The organism is Lysobacter soli, from assembly GCF_009755585.1.
Taxonomy (GTDB): domain Bacteria; phylum Pseudomonadota; class Gammaproteobacteria; order Xanthomonadales; family Xanthomonadaceae; genus Lysobacter_J; species Lysobacter_J soli.
In genome coordinates this window covers 709475-726668 of the sequence record NZ_CP046603.1, presented here as the reverse complement: position 1 = coordinate 726668, position 17194 = coordinate 709475, and the positions used below count along the sequence as shown (strand labels likewise).

Annotated in this window: 18 protein-coding genes; 4 read left to right on the top strand and 14 right to left on the bottom strand. The window is 67.9% G+C overall.

Going from position 1 to position 17194, the window contains the following annotated elements; genetic code table 11:
• Positions 1-28 precede the first annotated feature (28 nt).
• From trpE to GOY17_RS03260, 5 genes are all read right to left on the bottom strand, one after another.
• Complete coding sequence (gene trpE / locus GOY17_RS03280; RefSeq protein WP_157029319.1) at positions 29-1516, bottom strand: anthranilate synthase component I; 1488 nt, start codon at positions 1514-1516, stop codon at positions 29-31.
• Positions 1517-1664: 148 nt separating this feature from the next.
• Positions 1665-2612 carry a lipid kinase YegS gene (yegS, locus tag GOY17_RS03275; RefSeq protein ID WP_157029318.1) on the bottom strand — a complete coding sequence of 316 codons (948 nt, stop codon included), beginning with the start codon at positions 2610-2612 and terminating at the stop codon, positions 1665-1667.
• 242 nt (positions 2613-2854) lie between these two features.
• A complete protein-coding gene (gene rraA / locus GOY17_RS03270) occupies positions 2855-3328 on the bottom strand; it encodes a ribonuclease E activity regulator RraA (protein ID WP_157029317.1) in 474 nt (157 codons plus the stop codon).
• Positions 3325-3999 carry a ribulose-phosphate 3-epimerase gene (rpe, locus tag GOY17_RS03265; protein ID WP_157029316.1) on the bottom strand — a complete coding sequence of 225 codons (675 nt, stop codon included), beginning with the start codon at positions 3997-3999 and terminating at the stop codon, positions 3325-3327. The genes rraA and rpe overlap by 4 nt, the downstream gene beginning before the upstream one ends.
• Before the next feature lie 30 nt (positions 4000-4029).
• On the bottom strand, positions 4030-4365 hold the full coding sequence (locus GOY17_RS03260; RefSeq protein WP_157029315.1) for a J domain-containing protein: 336 nt from the start codon (positions 4363-4365) through the stop codon (positions 4030-4032).
• A gap of 159 nt (positions 4366-4524) precedes the next feature.
• Here GOY17_RS03260 and GOY17_RS03255 point away from each other — a divergent pair, with 159 nt between their 5' ends.
• Positions 4525-5445 carry a phosphoribosylaminoimidazolesuccinocarboxamide synthase gene (locus GOY17_RS03255; protein WP_157029314.1) on the top strand — a complete coding sequence of 307 codons (921 nt, stop codon included), beginning with the start codon at positions 4525-4527 and terminating at the stop codon, positions 5443-5445.
• 104 nt (positions 5446-5549) lie between these two features.
• Complete coding sequence (locus GOY17_RS03250; protein WP_157029313.1) at positions 5550-6056, top strand: Mpo1 family 2-hydroxy fatty acid dioxygenase; 507 nt, start codon at positions 5550-5552, stop codon at positions 6054-6056.
• 18 nt (positions 6057-6074) lie between these two features.
• Here GOY17_RS03250 and GOY17_RS03245 read toward each other — a convergent pair whose 3' ends face one another.
• Positions 6075-6842 (bottom strand): oxygen-binding di-iron domain-containing protein, encoded by a 768-nt coding sequence (locus GOY17_RS03245; RefSeq protein WP_157029312.1) that lies wholly within the window; start codon positions 6840-6842, stop codon positions 6075-6077.
• A 174-nt stretch (positions 6843-7016) separates the two neighbouring features.
• On the opposite strand from GOY17_RS03245, the gene GOY17_RS03240 reads away from it, so the two are divergent.
• Positions 7017-7904: a DMT family transporter gene (locus tag GOY17_RS03240; RefSeq protein ID WP_157029311.1), complete on the top strand. Its 888-nt coding sequence runs from the start codon at positions 7017-7019 to the stop codon at positions 7902-7904.
• A 1-nt stretch (position 7905) separates the two neighbouring features.
• Here GOY17_RS03240 and GOY17_RS03235 read toward each other — a convergent pair whose 3' ends face one another.
• The 7 genes from GOY17_RS03235 to hppD form a co-directional block, all read right to left on the bottom strand.
• Positions 7906-8781: an SDR family oxidoreductase gene (locus GOY17_RS03235; protein ID WP_157029310.1), complete on the bottom strand. Its 876-nt coding sequence runs from the start codon at positions 8779-8781 to the stop codon at positions 7906-7908.
• A 4-nt stretch (positions 8782-8785) separates the two neighbouring features.
• Positions 8786-10006 (bottom strand): Na+/H+ antiporter NhaA, encoded by a 1221-nt coding sequence (gene nhaA / locus GOY17_RS03230; protein ID WP_157029309.1) that lies wholly within the window; start codon positions 10004-10006, stop codon positions 8786-8788.
• A gap of 73 nt (positions 10007-10079) precedes the next feature.
• Positions 10080-11033 (bottom strand): sodium:calcium antiporter, encoded by a 954-nt coding sequence (locus GOY17_RS03225; RefSeq protein ID WP_157029308.1) that lies wholly within the window; start codon positions 11031-11033, stop codon positions 10080-10082.
• A 72-nt stretch (positions 11034-11105) separates the two neighbouring features.
• Complete coding sequence (locus GOY17_RS03220; RefSeq protein WP_157029307.1) at positions 11106-11753, bottom strand: hypothetical protein; 648 nt, start codon at positions 11751-11753, stop codon at positions 11106-11108.
• Between the two features lie 82 nt (positions 11754-11835).
• The gene (gene hmgA, locus GOY17_RS03215) at positions 11836-13143 is read right to left on the bottom strand and encodes a homogentisate 1,2-dioxygenase (protein WP_157029306.1); all 1308 of its coding nucleotides are present in this window, start codon (positions 13141-13143) and stop codon (positions 11836-11838) included.
• Positions 13144-13156: 13 nt separating this feature from the next.
• On the bottom strand, positions 13157-13555 hold the full coding sequence (locus GOY17_RS03210; protein ID WP_157029305.1) for an endonuclease domain-containing protein: 399 nt from the start codon (positions 13553-13555) through the stop codon (positions 13157-13159).
• 108 nt (positions 13556-13663) lie between these two features.
• Entirely contained in the window at positions 13664-14734 is a 1071-nt protein-coding gene (hppD, locus tag GOY17_RS03205) for a 4-hydroxyphenylpyruvate dioxygenase (protein ID WP_115841494.1), read from the bottom strand.
• Positions 14735-14867: 133 nt separating this feature from the next.
• Here hppD and GOY17_RS03200 point away from each other — a divergent pair, with 133 nt between their 5' ends.
• Positions 14868-15386 carry a MarR family winged helix-turn-helix transcriptional regulator gene (locus GOY17_RS03200; RefSeq protein WP_157029304.1) on the top strand — a complete coding sequence of 173 codons (519 nt, stop codon included), beginning with the start codon at positions 14868-14870 and terminating at the stop codon, positions 15384-15386.
• A 178-nt stretch (positions 15387-15564) separates the two neighbouring features.
• Here GOY17_RS03200 and GOY17_RS03195 read toward each other — a convergent pair whose 3' ends face one another.
• Positions 15565-17073, bottom strand: a complete 1509-nt coding sequence (locus GOY17_RS03195) for a peptide MFS transporter (RefSeq protein WP_157029303.1) — start codon at positions 17071-17073, stop codon at positions 15565-15567.
• Positions 17074-17194 lie beyond the last annotated feature (121 nt).

Below are 17194 nucleotides of genomic sequence, written 5' to 3'. Positions count from 1 at the left end.
GACGGACGAACGCCGCGATGCGTGCCGATCACAAACCGCGCGCGGCCTGCGCAACGGCGCGGAACAACGCGCGTCCCTTGTTCATCGTCTCCTCCCATTCCATCGCCGGATCGGAGTCGTAGACGATGCCCGCGCCGGCCTGCACGTACAGGCGACCGTCCTGGATGACGGCGGTGCGGATCGCGATGGCCGTGTCGGCATCGCCGCTGCGGCCGGGCTCGCCCCAACCGAGGTAACCGATGGAACCGGCGTACACGTTGCGCTTGATCGGTTCGAGTTCGCGGATCACTTCCAGCGCGCGGATCTTCGGCGCGCCGCTGACGGTGCCGGCGGGAAAGGTCGCGCGCAGCACGTCGGCGTAGCTCAGGCCCGGCTTCAGCGTGCCGGTTACTTCGCTGACGATGTGCATGACGTGGCTGTAGCGTTCGATCACGAACTGCTCGCCGACCTCGACCGTGCCCGCTTCCGATACGCGGCCGACGTCGTTGCGGCCGAGGTCGATCAGCATCAGGTGCTCGGCGCGTTCCTTCGGATCGGCGAGCAGTTCGGCTTCCAGTTCCGCGTCGCGCTCGGGCGTGTCGCCACGCGGGCGCGTGCCGGCGATCGGCCGCACGGTGACCTTGCCGTCCTGCAGGCGCACGAGGATTTCCGGCGACGAACCGACGACCTGCGTGCCGCCCACATCGAGGTAGTACATGTACGGCGACGGATTGAGCGCACGCAGCGCGCGGTACACGTCCACCGGCCGCGCCTTGAACGGCACGGACAGCCGCTGGCTCAGCACGACCTGGAAGATGTCGCCGGCGCGGATGTATTCCTTCGACTTCTCCACCGCCTCGATGAAACCTTCGCGCGTGAAGCCGGACACGAAATCGCCTTCGTCCAGCAACCGGCCTTCCAGCGTTTCCGGATACCCCGGCCCGCCCTGGCGCAGGCGATGCACGAGTTCGTCCAGCCGGCGGTTCGCGCGCGCCATCGCACGCGGTTCGGACGGATCGGCATGCACGATCAGGTACAGCCGGCCCTTGAGGTTGTCGAACACCGCCAGCTCGTCGCTCTGCATCAGCAGGATGTCGGGCGTGCCGAGTTCGTCTTCCTTTTCGCCGCCGGCGAAGCGCGGCTCGATGTACTGGATCGACTCGAAGCCGAACCAGCCCACGAGCCCGCCGGTGAAGCCGGGCAGGTCGGGAATCGTCGGCACGCTGTGCATCGCGCGCAGGCGCTCGACTTCGGCGAACGGATCGTCCACGACGCGGCTTTCGACCAGCTCGCCATCCTCGGTCACGAACAGCGTGTGCCCGGCGAACGCGTACACGCGGCGCGCGGGCAGGCCGATGATCGAATAGCGGCCGAAACGCTCGCCGCCTTCGACCGATTCGAACAGGTAGGTGTGCGGGCCGTCGGCGAGCTTGAGGTAGACCGACAGCGGCGTGTCGAGGTCGCTCAGGACTTCGCGGACGACGGGAACGAGGGTGTGGGTATCAGCGTGTTGCGAAGACGGGGAATCGGAGGTCACGCGGCATTTCCTTGGAAGTCGATGGGAGGCGGCAGGCGACGCACGGTCGCCATCGCCCCTCCGCACCGAGGCGGAAATGCGGGGCACTCATGAACAGAGCAGTCGAAGGAAGGTGGGGCACGCGGCTCATCGGCCGTACTGTACCGGGTCAGCGCAGCGCGAGGCGAGCCGGCGCAAGAAGCGGACAGTGTTCCGGCAGGTGCATGCGCAGGCGCGCGGGCACGCAGGCGATGGCGAACCGCCGTGCCTGCACGGGTTCGCCGTCGAGGTTGAGCGCGATCTCGCCGTCCTGCGCTTCGATGGTCACCGCGCGCATGCGGCCACGCTCGCCGACGCGTTCGAGCGCGGCGCCGCGACCTTCGCGCACCAGCGTGGCGACGGTGGTGGCCATCTCGCCTTCGAGTTCGGGAATCACGGTGACGTCGAGCAGTCCATCGTCGATGCGTGCATCCGGACACAGGAGCTGCCCGCCACCGGCCTGGCGGCCGTTGCCGATGCCCAGCGCGATCAGCGCGCCGCGCCAGTCGAGCCCCTCGCCGTGCACGTGTGCGGCGACCGGCTCGATCCGGCCCATCTTCGCGATACCCGTGACCAGATAGGCCAGACCGCCGAGCAGTTTCTTCAGGCCGTCGTCGGTTTCCACCGTGACTTCCGTGCCGAATCCGCCACTGGCCAGGTTGATGCACCAGTGCCGCACGCCGTCGGCTTCCACGCGCAGCATGTCGATGGCGTGCGCCGGCGTGTCGGCGACCAGGCGCAGGGCGTCGTGCGGATCGAGCGGGATCGTGGCGGCGGTGGCGAAATCGTTCGCCGTGCCCAGCGGCATCGCCGCAAGAGCGGGCAGCGTTGCGGCGTCCTCATGGCGTTCGGCCAGGGCCGCGGCGACTTCGCCCAGCGAACCGTCGCCGCCGCCGGCGATCACGCAATGCACGCCATCGTCGATGGCCTCGTCGACATAACGCGCCGCATCGCCGCGTTCCCACGTCACGCGCACGTCGAGCGTCGCGCCGCCGGCGCGCATTGCCTGGACGGCGTCGCGCACGGCGTCGTTTCCCGCGGATTTTCCGTTGAGGATCAGGCGCCAGTGCGTCGCCATGGTCGTTCTGCGTGGGGAACCCGCGTGCAGGCTAAACGGCGCGGGCGCGAGCGTTCGTGAACGGGCTAACAGCGCGTCGGCGATGGCCGATGCGTCACACGTCCGTCATCGAACGTGCGGAGAATCAGAGTCCATTCTCAAGGACGACGGACGGAGGCTGGATTGCCTCCAAGCATTCCCGGCGGCGGGCCAGCGATGGCCTGCCGCCTTCGTTTTCGCTCGGTGGAATGCTCGCGCCTGCTTCAGCGCAGGTCGGTGTCGGCCACGACCACGCCGTCCTCGTCCGCGCACAGCCAGTCGCCGGGGCGGATGCGCACGCCGCCGAATTCCACTTCGACATCGCGCTCGCCCGCGCCGAGCTTGTCGGTCTTGCGCGGGCAGGTGCCCAGCGCCTTCACGCCCAGCGCGATGGTCGAGATCGCATCGCTGTCGCGGATCGCGCCGAACACGATCACGCCCGCCCAGCCGTTCTCCGCGGCCTTGGCCGCGAGCAGGTCGCCGAGCATCGCGCGTCGCATCGAACCGCCGCTGTCGACCACCAGCACGCGGCCCTGCCCCGGTTCGTCCACCGCTTCGCGCACGCGCGAGTTGTCCTCGTCGGCGCGCACCGTGCTGACGATTCCGTTGAACGCGATGCGGCCGCCGAAGTCCTGCAACGGCAGCTCGACCACGCGCACCTGCGCGTCGTGCAGATCGCACAGGTCGCAGGTTTTCATCCGCGCACCTTCGACACGGCGTCCTTCATGCGGCCGATCACGTCCGCGTAATCGGTGGCGTTGAAGATCGCCGAGCCTGCAACGAAGGTGTCCGCGCCGGCGGCGGCGATCTCGGCGATGTTGTCGGCCTTCACGCCGCCATCGATTTCCAGGCGGATCGGCTTGCCCGTGGCGTCGATCATCTTGCGCACGCGCCGCAGTTTCTCCAGCGCCGAGGGAATGAAGCCCTGCCCGCCGAACCCGGGATTGACCGACATCAGCAGCACCATGTCGAGCTCTTCGAGCACCCACTCCAGCGCGTCGACCGGCGTAGCGGGATTGAGCACCAGGCCCGCCTGGCAGCCGTGCGACTTGATCAGCTGGATCGTGCGGTGCACGTGCGCGCTGGCTTCGGGATGGAAGCTGATCAGCGTGGCGCCGGCCTTGGCGAAGTCGGGGACGATGCGGTCCACCGGTTCGACCATCAGGTGCACGTCGATCGGCGCGGTGACGCCGTGCTTGCGCAGCGCCTCGCAGACCATCGGGCCGATGGTGAGGTTCGGGACGTAGTGGTTGTCCATCACGTCGAAGTGCACCCAGTCGGCGCCGGCCTTGAGCACGCTGTCGACTTCCTCGCCCAGTTTGGCGAAGTTGGCCGAGAGGATGGACGGGGCGATGACGGTGGATTGCATGGGGGATGCTCGGCGGCGTTCGTGGTTGGGTCAGCGCTTCCGACGCAGCGTCTTGATGCGGTCGTAAGCCTGGTTGATCTCGCGGGCGCGGATTTCGGCCTGCTCGCGCAGCTCGGATGCGGCGCCGGCGACGCGGTCGGGGTGGTACTGGGACATCAGGCGACGGTAGGCCTGGTCGACCTCGGCATCGGTCGCGTCGGACGTCAGGCCCAGCGCGGCATACGGGTTGTCCCGGCGCAGCTTGAACCAGTCGGTGTCGAAGGCGTGGCCCACCAGCAGCCCGATCAGGGCCCCGAACAGCGGGTTGGTGCGGAACAACGCCGCCCCCGCGAAGAAGCCCAGGAGCTTGCCGTACCAGCGTTTCATCGTCCTCCCCGCGGTCCGCGGTCGCCCGTTTAGGTCCGTCGACAGTGTACCTGCACGTCGCCGCCGGCCGGCGTACACTGGCCGGCCCTGTCGCGCACGCGCGCGAGGCAAGGCGAGCGTCGGGCGGGGGCTCCATCGCACCCATCGGGGATTCCTGCGTTGTCCACGACCCTGCTCCAGTCCGACCTTCCCGGCCTCCACCTTCGCCATCGCGGCAAGGTCCGCGACGTCTTCGACCTTCCTGCCGATCGCCTGCCCGCCGGCGCCGGCGACTGTTTGCTGATGGTCGCGACCGATCGCCTTTCGGCCTTCGACGTGGTGCTGCCCGATCCGATCCCGGGCAAGGGCGAGATGCTCTGCCAGATCAGCAATTTCTGGTTCGGCAAGACCGACCACATCATCCGCAACCACCTCACCGGGATCGATGTCGCCTCGGTGCTGCCCGAGGGCGTCGACGCGGCGCTGTACGGCAAGCGCGCGGTGGTGACCAAGAAGCTCAAGCCCGTGCCGGTGGAATGCATCGCGCGCGGCTACCTCATCGGCAGCGGCTGGAAGGATTACCAGCGCACCGGCCGCGTCAGCGGCATCGCGCTGCCCGACGGCCTGCGCCAGGCCGAGCAACTGGCCGAACCGATCTTCACCCCTTCAACGAAAGCTGCCGTGGGCGACCACGACGAGAACATCGACTTCGACACCGCCGTGCGCACCGTCGGTGCGGACCTGGCCGAACAGGTTCGCGACGCGACGCTGCGGCTGTACAAGTACGCCCGCGACTACGCGGCGCAGCGCGGCATCATCCTGGCCGACACGAAGTTCGAATTCGGCCTGGACGCAGACGGCCACCTCTACGTGATGGACGAGATGCTGACGCCCGATTCGTCGCGCTACTGGCCGGCGGACGAATACGAGGTCGGCACCAGCCCGCCGAGCTACGACAAGCAGTTCGTGCGCGACTACCTGGAAACGCTCGACTGGAACAAGACGGCTCCCGGCCCGAACCTGCCGGCCCAGGTCATCGAGCGCACCCGCGCGAAGTACGCCGAGGCGCTGATGAAGCTGGCCGGCATCTCGGTCGACTGACCGCCGGGCGGTACCGCGGGATCGGGCGCCTGCGTCCCGATCCCGCTATCCTCCTCCCATCCGCGCGCGGGCGCGGACCGTCATGCGCCTTGGGAGGGGTCGACATGAACACCGCCGCCGAATCTTCGCAGCACGCCACGCAGCGCCCGATCGACCGCTGGTTCGCGCACTATTCCGCCGACCATCGCAACCAGACCAACCAGCGCATCCACGTGATTTGCGTGCCGGCAATCCTGTGGAGCGTGATCGCGCTGCTGTGGTGCATCCCGACGCCGGCGTCGTGGATGAACGATGGTTTCTGGGCCGGCGTGGCGATGCTCGCCACCGTCCTGTTCTACTACCGCGCCTCGCGCCTGCTTGGCCTGGGCATGCTGGCGATGTACGTGCTGATGGGCCTGCTGACCAAGTGGATCCACGACACCTACGGCACCTCGACGCTGCTGTGGCTGGGTGTCGGCGTGTTCGTCGTCGCGTGGATCGGCCAGTTCATCGGCCACAGCGCGCGCTACGAGAACAAGCGCCCGAGCTTCCTCACCGACCTGACCTACCTGCTGATCGGCCCGGCGTGGGTGCTGTCGAAGCTGTACCGCAAGATCGGGCTGCGCTACTGAGGCCTCACAGCCGGCTCCTCACAGTCGGTAGTGCTCCGGCCCGATCAGGTCCACGCCGCACTCCAGCCGTTCGATCCAGTCCAGGAAGCGCTCCATCGTCTCGCCGCGCATCGGCAATCCGTGCTGCGGGACGATCATCAACGGCGCGAGCTGGCGCACCATCCGCGCCCACAATCGCGTGGCGCGGTTGGATGCCATGTAGCGTCGATGAAACCCTTCCATGCGCGACACGTGCACGTCGAAGTCGTCGACGAACGCATACGGCGTGCGGCTGGGCACCATCGACGCGCCGACGTCGCCGGAGAACAGGATCCGGCTGACGGGATCGTAGAAGCTGAAATTCCCCACCGAATGCATGAAATGCGCCGGCAGCGCGCGAACGGAACTGTCGCCCATCGGAATGTGCCCGCCTTCGTCGGGCAGCAGGTGGTAGCGATCGCTCCCGGCATTGCGCAGGTAACCCGGCACGACGTGCGGCACGAAGCGGCCCCACAGCTTCGAACACACCACCGTGGTGTTGGTGTACAGCAGCCACTTGTCGACCGAGCCGATGATGTCCGGATCCTGATGCGAGCACAGCAGCCAGGTCACGTCGGTCGGCGCGACGAACTCGCCGATCGCGAGGATCAGCGGGTTGTAGAGCAGCGCACCGCCCGGATCGAGCAGCGCGCTCGCGTCGCCATGCTGGATCAGGAACTGGTTCGCCTGCACGCCGTCGTCGCCGCGCACGAGGTCGCTGAAGGCGATGCAGCGGTGGCCGGGCTGCTCGAACAGGATCGTCGCCATGGGTCCTCCCCCTTTGCACGAGCGGGCGACTGTAGAAACACGCGCGGTCTGCGCGCTTGAGCCGGATCAAGCCGCGCGAAGGCCGACGATGTGCACGACGTCTGGCCGCGCCCGCGGCGAAACGACGACAATGGCAACACCGGACGACTCCCCTCCCCGCGTCCGTGGAGTGCCATGTCCCCGCGCGATCTGATGCTGGTCCTGGTGGTCGTCGCGGCCTGGGCCGTGAACTTCCTGACGTCCGCGCTGGCGATGCGCGAAATCCCGCCGTTCCTGTTCACCGCACTGCGTTTCGCGCTGCTCGCGCTGCCGCTGGCGTGGCTGGTGAAGCGGCCCGCGCCCGGCCAGTGGCCGCGGCTGCTCGCGGTGTGCCTGTGCATCGGCGTGCTGCATTTCGGCTTGAGCTTCACCGCGCTGAAGCTCGCCGGCGATCTGTCCTCGCCCGCCATCGTCATGCAGAGCTACGTGCCGATGACGACGCTGCTGGCGTGGTGGTGGCTCGGCGAGCGCTTCGCGTGGCGCACGGGGCTGGCGATCGGGATCAGCTTCGCCGGCGTGCTCGTGCTCGGGCTCGATCCGACCGTGATGGACCACCCGATGTCGCTGGTGCTGATGCTGGTGTCGGCGGCGTTCCTCGCCATCGGCACCGTGCTGATGAAGGGCCTGCGCGGCATGGACGTCTACAGCCAGCAGGGCTGGACGGCGATCTTCGCCGTGCTGCCGCTGCTGGCGATCAGCGCCGTGCTGGAGCCGGGCGCGCTCGCCACGCTGCCGCAGTGGAGCTGGGTGGCGTGGGCCGGCGCGCTGTATGCGGCGTTCGTGTCCTCGCTGCTCGGGCACGGGCTGTATTACGTGCTGGTGCAGCGCCACCCGGTCGCGCGCGTGATGCCGTGGCTGCTGCTGGTGCCGGTGCTCGCGATGGGCCTGGGCATCGCATTCTGGGGCGACCGCCCTGGCCCGCGTTTGCTCATCGGCGGCGCGATGGTCCTGGGCGGCGTGCTGCTGATCGCGCTGCGCGCCCTGAGCCGGCAGCGTCCGGCCCCGCGCGCCGAGGAAATCTGACTCAGCCTTCGTCGCTGCTGCGCGGCTGGAACATCTGCGCACGCGGACGGAACGCGCGCGGCGCGTAACCGAAATCGCGCTGCGCCGGACTCATGTCGAAGGTGAGGTCGCTGCGCATGCGGCGCACGGCGGCTTCGCCGAGGCCGGTCGCGCGACCGGTCAGCTGCGCGACGAAGAGCGCGGCGTTGAACATCGGCGACGGCAGTTCGACGAGCGTCGGCGGCGGATTCAACGATGCGAGCACGCGCGCGACCATGTCGCGATAGGTGAGCGTTTCGCCGCCGGGCAAGGCATACGTCTGGCCCTGCGTCGCAGGCGTATTCGCGCAGGCGAACGCCGCGGCGGCAAGGTCGTCGGTGTGTACCGGCTGGCGGAGCCCGTTCGCGCCGCGTGGCAGCGGGAAGCGCCCCCAGCGGCTGGCGAGCTGCGCGATGCGCGTGAGCGTCGCGTCGCGTCCAGCGCCGTAGATCAGCGTCGGACGCAGCAGCGTGGCGGTAGCGCCGCGTTCGCCGGCAGTCTTGAACACCCGCTCCTCGCCTTCGCGCAGGCGCCGCGCGACATCGCGCTCTTCCGCATCGGCCGAACCGCGCTTCACCTCGACGCTGGTCGAACCGAAAGCGATCACCCGCGCGGCCTGGATCTGCGAGGTCGCATACCAGTTCGCGAACCCGTCCAGCGGACCGCAACTGAAGATCGCGTCCACGCGCGAGGGCAGGCCCTGCGCGCCGGGAAGTTCGCCGCGCAGCCATTGCAGGCCGGGTTCGTCGGACTGTTCCGCACGCGACAGCGCCGTGATGCGCCAGCCGTCGTTCCGCAGCAGCCCGAGCAGGGGATAACCGATCTGTCCGGTCGCGCCGAACACCAGTGCGTGCCGCATGCCTTCAGTCCATCCTCGTCGTACGCGGCAACGTCGCGCGCAACCACAACCAGCCGCCCACCGCCGACAGCAACGAGGCCAACAGTACGCCGAGCACCGCCGAGCCGTAGGCGTCGGTGTCGTGGTATGCGAGCGATGCGATGAACAGGCTCATCGTGAAGCCGATGCCGCACATCAGCCCGAGTCCGATCATCGCGCGCAGGTCCATCCCGTCGGGGAAGCGCGCCCAGCCGAGCGCGCGCATCAGCACCGCGGCGCCGACGATGCCGATCGGCTTGCCGACCACCAGCCCGAGCACGACCCCCATCGGCAGTGGCGCGAGCAGATCGTCGAGCCGCATGCCGCCGAGCACGCGGCCCGCGTTGGCGAAGGCGAACACCGGCAGGATCGCGTACGCGACCCACGGATGCAGCGCGTGCTCCAGCGATTCCAGCGGCGAATGCACGTGCGTGTCGGCGGGATCTTCAGTGCGACGGCCGTGCGGAATCATCAGCCCCGTCACCACGCCGGCGAGCGTCGCATGCACGCCGGACTTCAGCACGCACACCCACAGCACCACGCCCAGCAGCAGGTACGGCGCCAGGCGCATCACGCCGCGCCGGTTGAGCAGCCACATGCCGGCGACGGCGACCGCGGCCCACACCAGCGCCGTCACCGACAATCCGTGCGAATAGAAGAACGCGATGATCAGCACCGCGATGAGGTCGTCGACCACCGCGATCGTCGACAGCAGCAGCTTCATGCCTGCCGGCACGCGCGAGCCCAGCAGCGCGAGCACGCCGAGCGCGAAGGCGATGTCGGTCGCCGTCGGCACCGCCCATCCGCGCATCGCCTGCGCGTCAGAGTGGTTCAGCGCGACGAACAGCAGCGCCGGCACCGCGACACCTGCGGCGGCGCACACCATCGGCAGCACGAGTTGCGCACGCGTCGCGAGCTGTCCGCTGAGCGCCTCGCGCTTGATCTCCAGTGCGACCAGCAGGAAGAACACCGCCATCAGGCCGTCGTTGATCCACAGCAGCAGCGGCTTGGCGATCTCGAACGCGCCCACGCGCACCTGCACGGGCAGCGCGCGGAAGCCTTCGTAGTACGACACCAGCGGCGAGTTCGCCGCGACCATCGCAAGCACGGCGGCGGCGATCAGCACGATCCCGCCGGCGGCCTCCAGGCGGAAGAACTCGGCCAGCCCGCGCAGTGCGCGCGGAGAGGGCCGGTTCGTGGCGTGCATCGGGGATTGCGTCATCCCGGAAGTATATCGGCCCCTGCGGCACGCACCGGACGTGCGCGTCGCACGCGCGCGTTCAATGCATCGTGAGCAGTTCGAAGGCGACCCACGCGAGGAACGCGATCACCAGGCCCGCGCCTTCGCCCTTGCTGATGTGCAGGTCGCCGCGCAGCATCGGATAGAGCATCAGCGCGAACACGCACGCCGCCGGCAGTTCGAACATCACGAACGATTCGGGGAACGCGACCGAGCCACCGATCGCCGCCATGCCGCCGATCACCACCAGCACGTTGAACAGGCTGGAACCGATGACGTGGCCCACGACGATGTCGCCGTGGCCCTTGCGCGCGGCGGAGATGGCCGCGGCCATTTCCGGGAGCGCCGTGCCGATGGCCACCGGAATCAGGCCGGTGAGCAGCGGCGCCATGCCGATGCCTTCGCCGATGGTCGGCGCGCTGCGCACGACCATGCGCGAGCCGAAGTACAGCAGCACCGCGGCGATTCCGAAGCGGATGAGGTTGAGCCACAGGTCCGTGCTGGTGCGCGCGAACGCGGCGATCGCATCCTGCAGTTCGGGCGCTTCGCGGCGCGTGCGGATCGCGGCGTACGTCACGACCGCGACGAACACGACCAGCAGCACGAAACCCTCCACGCGCGTCAGCGTGCCGTCGGAGCCGAGCAGCATCGTCAGCAGTGTGCCGAGCAGCAGCGCCAGCAGCAGCGGCGACAGCGCGCGCCAGCGCACGGTCATCGGGGCGATCAACGCCGCCGCGCCGAGCGTCAGGCCGACGTTGGCGACATTGCTGCCGACCGCGTTGCCCAGCGCCAGCAGCGGCTGGTGGCGGGCGACCGCCTGCCAGTTGACCGCCAGTTCCGGCAGCGACGTGCCGAAGGCCACCAGCACCAGGCCGGCAACGAAGGGAGACGCGCCCAGCCGCTGCGCGAGGCCGGAAGCGCCCTTCACGATCGAATCGCCACCCAGTGCGAGCAGCACCACCCCCAGTACGAACCAGCCTATGGCCTCGAGCATCGTGTCCCCCTCCACGTCCTCAATCCCTGGATTCTATGCCCGAGGCGACGTGCGGCGTACACGACACGGGTCTCAGGAACAGCCTTCCACGTAATCGACCTGCGGCGGCTCGCCGATGCGCCACGCGGTCACGCGCCCGTCCGCGTCGGTCTCGAACAGCACCACGCCCGAACCGCCACCGGGGTTCGGAATGCGCAGGTAGTGGCCGCCTTCGACGTACTTGTGGTTCTGCATCTGCACGTGGCCCGCATAGAGCCGCTGGATGTCCTGCGTGGTCATGCCGATGCGGCCGCCGCCCGGTGCCTCGATGTCGGGCGTGTCCACGTCGATGCGCACGAAGCGCGAATCCTCGAACATGAAACCGACGCGGTAGCCGACCTGCGGACGCGGCTGCGGCATGAGGTAATAGCAACCCGCGGGCGTGTCGGGCTTCGGGCCGGTGAGGTCCTTGCCCCACGCCATGCGCACCTGCTCCTCGGTGGCGCCGAACGGCGCGGGGCCGAAGCCGGCGTAACCGATCGCGCCGGCGGCCGGCATCACGCCGGCGGGTTGTGCGACAGGCGCCGACGGCGGTGTCGGCGAAGGTGTCGGCGACGCCGGGCTTTCGGGCGCGGCTTCCGTCTTTGCCGATGCTGGCGCCGATGGGGTCGGCTGCGCCGGCCCGCGTTCGCCGCAGGCCGACAATGCCAGCAGCAGCACCGTCGCCATCGCCATCCTCATCGCACCGCACCCTCGTGAACGACTGGCGGGCAGCCTACTCCGGGGCGACGTCAACGGCGCGCAAATGCGCCGGGCGCGTGCGTCAGCGCCCGGCGTCGAAGTGCTTCTGCAGCCCGGCCCAGCACGCCTGGTAATCGCGCTGGCGGTGCGCGGCGTCGATCGCCTGCTTCGTCGGGCGGATCACCGCGCGCGTTTCGAACATGAAGGCCATCGTGTCGCGGATGACGTCGGGCTTCGACAGGTCGGCTGCGCTCGCCTTCTCGAAGGTCGCCGCATCCGGGCCGTGGCCCGTCATCGAGTTGTGCAGCGACGCGCCACCGGGCACGAAACCCTCGGCCTTCGCGTCGTAGGCGCCGTGCACCAGGCCCATGAACTCGCTGGCGATGTTGCGGTGGAACCACGGCGGACGGAACGTGTCCTGCGCGACGAGCCAGCGCGGCGGGAAGATCACGAAATCCATGTTGCTGGTGCCCGGCGTGTCGCTGGGCGAATGCAACACCAGGAAGATCGATGGATCGGGATGGTCGAAGGAGATCGAACCGATCGTGTTGAACAGGCGCAGGTCGTACTTGTACGGCGCGTAGTTGCCGTGCCATGCGACGACGTCGATCGGCGAGTGGCCGATGTCGGCGCGCCACAGGTGTCCCTGGAATTTCGCGACGAGTTCGAAGTCGCCGTCGACGTCCTCGTACGCGGCGTTCGGCGCGAGGAAATCGCGCGGGTTCGCCAGGCCGTTGCTGCCGATCGGGCCCAGGTCCGGCAGCCGCAGCATCGCGCCGAAGTTCTCGCAGACATAGCCACGCGCCTGACCATCGGGCAGCGTCACCGCGAAGCGGATGCCACGCGGAATCACGGCGATTTCCTGCGGCTCGACGTCGAGCACGCCGAGTTCGGTTTCGATATGCAGCCGTCCCTGCTGCGGCACGATCAGCAGCTCGCCGTCGGCGTCGTAGAACCAGCGGCCCTGCATGTCGCGATTGGCGGCGTAAACGTGGATCGCGACGCCGCTCTGCGCGGCAGGCGAGCCGTTGCCGGCCATGGTGAACAGCGCATCGACGAAATCGACGCCGCCTTCGGGCATCGGCAACGGGCTCCAGCGCAGCTGGTCGGGCGAGATCGGCGCGTCGTCGAAGTCGTTGTGGAACGACGCCTTCGGATGCGGATACGGCGAGAACCCGCCGTGCATCGCCGCCGGGCGGATGCGGTACAGCCAGCTGCGACGGTTCGCATGGCGCGGCGCGGTGAACGCGGTGCCGGAAATCTGCTCGGCATACAATCCGTGCGCGACGCGCTGCGGCGAGTTGCGCCCCGCCGGCAGCGCGCCCGCGACCGCCTCCGTCGCGAACTCGTTGCCGAAACCGGATTGGTAGCCGTTGCTGGTGATGGTCATTGGTGCAGGGCCTTTAAGCCCCTCTCCCCGCGGGAGAGGGGTTGGGGTGAGGGGCGGCGGAGCGGCACGCGTTCCAGATCGCCTCCATGACGGCGTCGGTCTGCTGCAGCGCTTCGTTGTCCCAGAAGCGGATCACGGTGAAGCCTTTCGATTCCAGAAAACGGGTGCGGACCGAATCGGTGTGCTGCGAATGCTGGGAGCCGTCCAGCTCGACGATCAACCTCGCCGAAGGACAGCAGAAATCGGCGATGTACGGCGGAACCGGGTACTGGCGGCGAAACTTGAAGCCCGGAAGCTGATTGTTACGCAATCGCTGCCAGATCGTCCGCTCCGCGTCGGTCGCGTATCCGCGCAGCAGGCGCGCGCGATCCAGCGTGTCGCTCGGCAATTTCGCCCTCTGGCGCTCTTCCATGCTCCGCCCCTCACCCCAACCCCTCTCCCGTTGGGAGAGGGGCTTACCGCGCCGCAAATCTGGTACTCCTGCTGGGGCCGATTGCGACGAAGACGCGCCGTCTATCCCTTACAACACCCCGCGCCGCATCTGATCGCGCTCGATGCTTTCGAACAGCGCCTGGAAGTTGCCTTCGCCGAAGCCTTCGTTGCCCTTGCGTTGGATGATCTCGAAGAAGATCGGACCGATCGCGTTCTGCGTGAAGATCTGCAGCAGCTTGCGCTGGTGCGTCTCGCGGTCGGCGTCGATCAGGATCTTGTTCTTCCGCAGGCGCTCGACGTCCTCGTTGTGGCCCGGCACGCGCTGGTCGATCACCTCGAAATACGTGTCCGGCGTGTCGAGGAACTCCACGCCCTGCGCGCGCATCGCCTCGACGGTCTCGTAGATGTCGTCGGTGAAGCAGGCGATGTGCTGGATGCCCTCGCCCTTGTAGGCGTCGAGGTACTCGTTGATCTGCGACTTGGGATCGTTGGACTCGTTCAGCGGGATGCGCACGATGCCGTCCGGCGCGGTCATCGCCTTGGACACCAGGCCGGTCTTGGCGCCCTTGATGTCGAAGTAGCGGATCTCGCGGAAGTTGAACAGTCGCTCGTAATAGTCCGACCACTTCTGCATGTTGCCGAAGTAGAGGTTGTGCGTGAGGTGGTCGATGAAGGTCAGGCCGAAACCCTTCGGCGCGGCTTCGGCGCCCTGCACCGGAAGGTAGTCGCCGTCGTAGATCGAACCGGCGGCGCCGTAGCGGTCGACCAGGTACAGCATGCAGTCGCCGATGCCCTTCACCACCGGCGCGGCGACGGCGCGCGTCTCGGCCTTGTCGGTGATGGCCTCGCCGCCGTTGCCGACGACGGTGTCGAACACCTTCTGCGAGGTTTCCTTGAAGCGGATCGCGAAGCCGCACGCGCTCGGGCCGTGCTTGGCGGCGAAGTCGGCGGCGAAGCTGTCCGGGTCCTCGTTGACGAGGAAGTTCACGTCGCCCTGGCGATACACGGTGATCGCGCGCGTCTTGTGGCGCAGTACGGCCGTGAAGCCCAGCTTGCGGAAATAATCGTGGAGGGCCTCGCCCTGGCCGGCCGGGGCGGCGAATTCGACGAACTCGAAGCCGTCGATGCCGAGCGGATTCTCGAACGTGGTGACCTGCATGCCGAGGTTGGGCTGCGCATTCATGGCATTGTTCTCAGATAGCGGCCCGGCTGTGGGGACGGACTTCCGGCCGGGCCATTCGGAAACGACCGTTATAGTTTCACCTGAAACCATAATCAAGGCACATCGCATCATGAATGCGCGCGACCCCGGAATTCCCAAGCTCAACCAGAGCCCGCTCGGGCCCCTGCCCGGCCACGCCCAGCTCGACCTGGAGCATTTCCTGCCGTACCGGCTCTCGGTGCTGAGCAACCGCGTGAGCGGCACGATCGCGCGCATCTATACCGAGCGATTCCAGCTCAGCATCACCGAATGGCGGGTGATGGCGGTGCTCGGCCGCTATCCGGGCCTGTCGGCCAATGAAGTCGCCCAGCGCACCGCGATGGACAAGGTCGCCGTGAGCCGCGCCGTCGCGCGCCTGCTTGATGCGGGGCGGCTGGATCGCGAGATCCACGGCGACGACCGGCGTCGTTCGGTGCTGAAACTGTCCGAGGGCGGCTACCGTATCTATGACGAAGTGGCGCCGCTGGCGTTGGCGTTCGAGCGGCGCCTGCTCGACGGCATCGACGACCAGGAGCGCGCCGTGCTGTTCCGCCTGCTCGACAAGCTGGACGAACTGGAACTGCGGGCCGAGGCGGAAGGGGTTTCGTAGGCCCTTGCTGGCGTAGCTTCTCTGCAATGCGAACTGCGGAAACCACAACGGCGACCCGAAGGTCGCCGTTGTTCTTGAAGCACTGCGATTTGAGGCGCTACCGGCCAGGATCCCGGCCTACGCCGGGATGACGCATCGGCAAAGCGGCTCGCGCGAAACGCGCGAGCCGGCCGATGCGTCACTTCACGCCATGCATCAGTCGCTGCACGAGCGGCGCGATGAGGAACAGCAGCACGCCCGGGATCACCAGCGCCCAGAAGCCGAACGTGTAGCCCGACAGCGCCGACTGCACGTTCATGCCGGTCTCGCCCGACACGTGGCTGGCGAAGATGCCCGACAGGTTGTTGCCGATGCCGGTCGACAGGAACCAGCCGCCCATGCCGAAGCCGACCAGGCGCACCGGCGCCAGCTTGGTCACCATCGACAGGCCGATCGGCGACAGGCACAGCTCGCCGATGGACTGGATCCAGTACACCGCGAACAGCGTCCAGAACGGGATCTTCAGCGTCTGCGGATCGACCAGCGTCGACAGCGCGAACATCAGCAGCAGGAACGCCAGGCCGTTGAAGATCAGGCCCAGGCTGAACTTGCGCGGGATCGACGGGTTGTGCCGGCCCATCTTCACCCAGATCCACGCGATGATCGGCGCCAGCGTGATGATCGCCACCGAGTTCACCGACTGGAACCAGCCCACCGGGAACGTCCAGCCGCCGAAGTCGCGGTTGACGATCTTCTCGGCGAGGAAGCTGAAGGAGCTGCCGGCCTGTTCGAAGAAGCACCAGAACAGCACGTTGAACGCGAAGATGATCAGCATCGCGATGACCATGTCGCGCTGGCGCGGGCCTTCGCGGATGCCTTCCACCAACAGCAGGATCGCCAGCGCGACGAACATCGCCGTGAGCACCCACTGCAGCGAGTCGGCGCCCATGCTCAGCAGGAAGTAGATGCCGGGTATCGCGATGATCGCGCACAGCGCGGTGATCGCCAGGCGCTTGCGGCTCTCGCTGCCGACCGGCGGCAGGCCGATGCCCTGCAGCTGGCCGCGGCCGATCCAGAACCAGACCAGGCTGATCAGCATGCCGATGCCGGAGGTGATGAAGACCACCTTGTAGGCCGGCATGTCGGGCGAACCGAACACGTTCTCGGCGAACCAGCCGGTGATCAGCGGCGAGACCATCGCGCCCAGGTTGATGCCCATGTAGAACAGGGTGAACCCCGAGTCGCGGCGTTCGTCGCCGACGGCGTAGAGCTTGCCGACCATCGTGGAGATGTTCGGCTTGAACAGGCCGTTGCCGGCGATGATCGTCGCCAGGCCGAGCTTGAAGACCTCATGGTTCGGCATCGCGATCATGAACAGGCCCGCGGCCATGATCGTCGCGCCGAGCAGGATGGAGCGCTGGTAGCCGATCACGCGGTCGGCCACGTAACCCCCGAAGATCGCCGCGGCGTACACCAAGGCCAGGTAGGCGCCGTAGAGCTGGTTGGCGGGCGTCTCGCCGGTGCCGCTGCCGTCGTAGAACTGGGCGACGATGTAGAGCACCAGCGCCCAGCGGATGCCGTAGAACGCGAAGCGTTCCCAGAACTCCGTCATGAAGAGCATCCACAGCGGGCGCGGATGGCCCATGGTCTGCGGGAATGCGGGAAGAGGCGCGGCCTGGCCGGGCGTCGGTGTAGCGGTTCCGCTCATGCGGTGTCCCCCGTGGTGGATCAAGTACTGACAAAGGAAAACCCACGCCGGGCGGCACGGGACCGGGGAGGATTACCGGGCCGCGCCCCTTCCGTCAAACACACGTGAAGGCGGAAAAGCC

Excerpts from the sequence above, each read along its gene's own strand:
- yegS (WP_157029318.1), bottom strand. The coding sequence starts at position 2,612 with ATGGCGACGCACTGGCGCCTGATCCTCAACGGAAAATCCGCGGGAAAC.
- rraA (WP_157029317.1), bottom strand. The coding sequence starts at position 3,328 with ATGAAAACCTGCGACCTGTGCGATCTGCACGACGCGCAGGTGCGCGTG.
- rpe (WP_157029316.1), bottom strand. The coding sequence starts at position 3,999 with ATGCAATCCACCGTCATCGCCCCGTCCATCCTCTCGGCCAACTTCGCC.
- GOY17_RS03260 (WP_157029315.1), bottom strand. The coding sequence starts at position 4,365 with ATGAAACGCTGGTACGGCAAGCTCCTGGGCTTCTTCGCGGGGGCGGCG.
- GOY17_RS03250 (WP_157029313.1), top strand. The coding sequence starts at position 5,550 with ATGAACACCGCCGCCGAATCTTCGCAGCACGCCACGCAGCGCCCGATC.
- GOY17_RS03245 (WP_157029312.1), bottom strand. The coding sequence starts at position 6,842 with ATGGCGACGATCCTGTTCGAGCAGCCCGGCCACCGCTGCATCGCCTTC.
- GOY17_RS03240 (WP_157029311.1), top strand. The coding sequence starts at position 7,017 with ATGTCCCCGCGCGATCTGATGCTGGTCCTGGTGGTCGTCGCGGCCTGG.
- GOY17_RS03235 (WP_157029310.1), bottom strand. The coding sequence starts at position 8,781 with ATGCGGCACGCACTGGTGTTCGGCGCGACCGGACAGATCGGTTATCCC.
- nhaA (WP_157029309.1), bottom strand. The coding sequence starts at position 10,006 with ATGCACGCCACGAACCGGCCCTCTCCGCGCGCACTGCGCGGGCTGGCC.
- GOY17_RS03225 (WP_157029308.1), bottom strand. The coding sequence starts at position 11,033 with ATGCTCGAGGCCATAGGCTGGTTCGTACTGGGGGTGGTGCTGCTCGCA.
- GOY17_RS03220 (WP_157029307.1), bottom strand. The coding sequence starts at position 11,753 with ATGAGGATGGCGATGGCGACGGTGCTGCTGCTGGCATTGTCGGCCTGC.
- hmgA (WP_157029306.1), bottom strand. The coding sequence starts at position 13,143 with ATGACCATCACCAGCAACGGCTACCAATCCGGTTTCGGCAACGAGTTC.
- GOY17_RS03210 (WP_157029305.1), bottom strand. The coding sequence starts at position 13,555 with ATGGAAGAGCGCCAGAGGGCGAAATTGCCGAGCGACACGCTGGATCGC.
- hppD (WP_115841494.1), bottom strand. The coding sequence starts at position 14,734 with ATGCAGGTCACCACGTTCGAGAATCCGCTCGGCATCGACGGCTTCGAG.
- GOY17_RS03200 (WP_157029304.1), top strand. The coding sequence starts at position 14,868 with ATGAATGCGCGCGACCCCGGAATTCCCAAGCTCAACCAGAGCCCGCTC.
- GOY17_RS03195 (WP_157029303.1), bottom strand. The coding sequence starts at position 17,073 with ATGAGCGGAACCGCTACACCGACGCCCGGCCAGGCCGCGCCTCTTCCC.